The following is a 2635-nucleotide window of genomic DNA, read 5'->3' as shown; positions in this document are numbered from 1 at the left end:
TGTAGAGCGACAATCTGGCTGAGATCAGCGCGACAATCTGGATGAGATTCTGGTGTCGCGGTTGTCGGCGACGGTATCATCGTGATTGTCGCTGGCAAGGGCTTCGTTGGTTTCTGATTGTCGCGCAGCGTCGATCTCGGCGGCGTTTCTGATTGTCGCGAAGGAAGCCGGCCTGCCGCGCTGGCGTTTGGCTTCCATCGCGGATCGACGCCGGTAGCTTTCGACATTCATCTCAAAGATGGTCGCGTGGTGGACGAGACGATCGACGGCGGCGAGTGTCATGGCGGGATCGGGGAAGACCCTGTTCCATTCGCCGAAGGGCTGGTTGGCGGTGATCATGATCGATCGCCGCTCGTAGCGCGCGGAGATGAGCTCGAAGAGCACGCTCGTTTCCGCCTGGTCCTTGGTCACATAGGCGAGATCGTCGAGGATGAGCAGATCGAACTTGTCGAGCTTGGCGATGGCGGATTCGAGCTGGAGTTCACGACGTGCCACCTGCAGCTTCTGAACGAGCTCGGTCGTACGCATGAACAGCACCCGCCAACCGTTCTCGATGAGCGCGAGGCCGATTGCGGCGGCGAGATGGCTCTTGCCGCCACCGGGCGGGCCGAACAAGAGGATGTTCGCTCCCTTGGCGAGCCAGCTATCGCCGGCGGCGATCGCCATGACCTGTGCCTTGGAGACCATCGGCACGGCGTCGAAAGCAAAGCTGTCGAGCGTCTTTCCCGGTGGCAATCGGGCCTCGGCGAGATGGCGTTCGATGCGGCGGCGATCGCGTTCGGCCAGTTCGTGTTCGGCGATCACCGACAGGAACCGGGCCGCTGGCCAGCCTTCCTTGTCGGCCCGTTCGGCAAAGTCCGGCCAAAGGACCTTGATGGCCGGCAGGCGGAGTTCATTGAGCAGCGTGCTGAGCGTGGCGGCGTCGATGGCAGGGGCGTTTCTCATGCGGCGTCCTCCAGATGACGCGCGTCGATCAGGGCCTCATAGCCCTGGAGGGAGGCGAGACGAACGTTGACGGTGGGCAACTGTGCCGGATCGGGCGCGAAGAAAGTCCTCAGCGCGATGATGTCCGGCAGTTCGCCCGCATCGAGTGTTTTAGCGAGCCGCTCTGCCAGTTCCCGCTCGCAGCCCCGATCGTGGGCCAAGGCCAGGAGCTCGACGGTGATCTTGCAGGCCTGCTTGTCGGAAAGCCGGTCGAGCAGGGTCTCGAAGGCCCTTCGGTATTCCTGCCGCGGAAACAGCTTGTCGCGATAGACAAGCTGAAGGAGCGCCATCGGCTTTTTGCGCAGCGAATGGATGACATGCCGATAATCGACCACCTGGTCGTGCTTGCCGCTGGCATGTGCACGCCCTCTTTGGAGGGTCATCAGATGCGTGCCGCCGATAAAGAGGTCAAGACGCTCGTCGTAAAGGCGCACGCGCAGCCGGTGCCCGATGAGCCGTGATGGCACGGTGTAAAAGACCTTGCGCAAGGTGAAGCCGCCGCTGCGCGAGACCCGCACGACAACCTCCTCAAAATCGCTGGTGCGCGTTCCCGGCAACGGCTGCAGCGCCGCCCGCTCGGCGTCGATGCGCTTGCCATAGCGGGCATTACGCCGGCTGACGATCTCATCGATGAAGCCGCGATAGCCATCGAGATCGTCGAAGTCACGGGTGCCGCGCAGCAGCAGGGCATCGCGGATCGCATTCTTGAGGTGGCCATGCGGGCTCTCAATCGCACCGTTCTCGTGGGCAATGCCCTTGTTGTTGCGGGTCGGCGTCATTCGGTAGTGCGCGCAAAGCTCTGCGTAGCGCCGCGTCTGGTCCTCCTTGGCATCGGCATCGAGATTGCGGAAGGCCGCCGACAGGCTGTCGCTGCGATGGTAAAGCGGCGCGCCGCCGAGGAACCAGAGAGCGTTCTGCAGCCCTTCGGCCAGCGCCACGAAGCTTTCGCCACCGAGGACGACGTGGGCGTGTTCGAAGCCGGAATAGGCGAGCCGGAAGTGATAAAGCAGGTGATCGAGCGGCTGGCCTGCGATCGTGATCCCCAGTTCGTTCATGTTGGTGAAGTCGGAAAGCCCCAGTCGGCCGGGCTCATGAACCTGGCGAAAGATGACTTCCTGCTCGTCGCCATTGATGGCCCGCCAGGCACGGATCCGCCGTTCCATTGTCCGGCGAACGCCTTCGCTGAGCTCAGGATGGCGGCGCAACATCTCATCGAAGACGGCGACCGGACGAATGCCAGGTGCCGCCTTCAGCAGCGGCACGACCTCGGCATCGAAGATGTCGGCGAGTGGATCGGGACGCCGACGGCCGCGCGGCTTCTTCACTTGTGATGGCAGTTGCGCGTTCTTCTCGATGCGATAGGCCGTTGCTCTGCTGAGCGACGCCTTCGCGGCGGCGACCTCAACCCTGTGCTCTTGTCGTAACTTCATGAAAAGCCTCATCTGATGATCGGTTATGTGACGACCTGGCACAAAGGTGGTTCCCCGTTCTTCGAAGAACCCAACGTACCGGTCGAACCGCAATCACCAGATGAATCGGCGCGGCAGCAGCGGTAGAACTCCGTTCGGGCTACGCCCTCTCTGCGTTCCACCGCTGCTGCCGAGTCTCATCTTGATTGACGCTTCGTCTCATCTTGGTTGTCGCGCTGCAG

At 62.5% G+C, this 2635-nt stretch carries 2 protein-coding genes; both read right to left on the bottom strand.

The features are described 5' to 3' along the window. Window positions 1-24: 24 nt before the first annotated feature. A complete protein-coding gene (istB, locus tag AU381_RS00120; RefSeq protein WP_014328473.1) occupies window positions 25-945 on the bottom strand; it encodes an IS21-like element helper ATPase IstB in 921 nt (306 codons plus the stop codon). Further along, window positions 942-2456, bottom strand: coding sequence for an IS21 family transposase (gene istA, locus AU381_RS00115; RefSeq protein WP_014331811.1), 1515 nt, complete (start codon window positions 2454-2456; stop codon window positions 942-944). Before istA ends, istB begins: the two co-directional genes overlap by 4 nt. Window positions 2457-2635 lie beyond the last annotated feature (179 nt).

Source organism: Sinorhizobium glycinis (genome assembly GCF_001651865.1).
GTDB lineage: Bacteria > Pseudomonadota > Alphaproteobacteria > Rhizobiales > Rhizobiaceae > Sinorhizobium > Sinorhizobium glycinis.
The sequence above is the reverse complement of the archived record's forward strand: the minus strand, read 5'-3'. Positions and strand labels throughout refer to the sequence as shown.

What these genes read in the sequence shown, in the direction of transcription:
- istB (WP_014328473.1), bottom strand. Translation starts at nt 945, where the DNA reads ATGAGAAACGCCCCTGCCATCGACGCCGCCACGCTCAGCACGCTGCTC.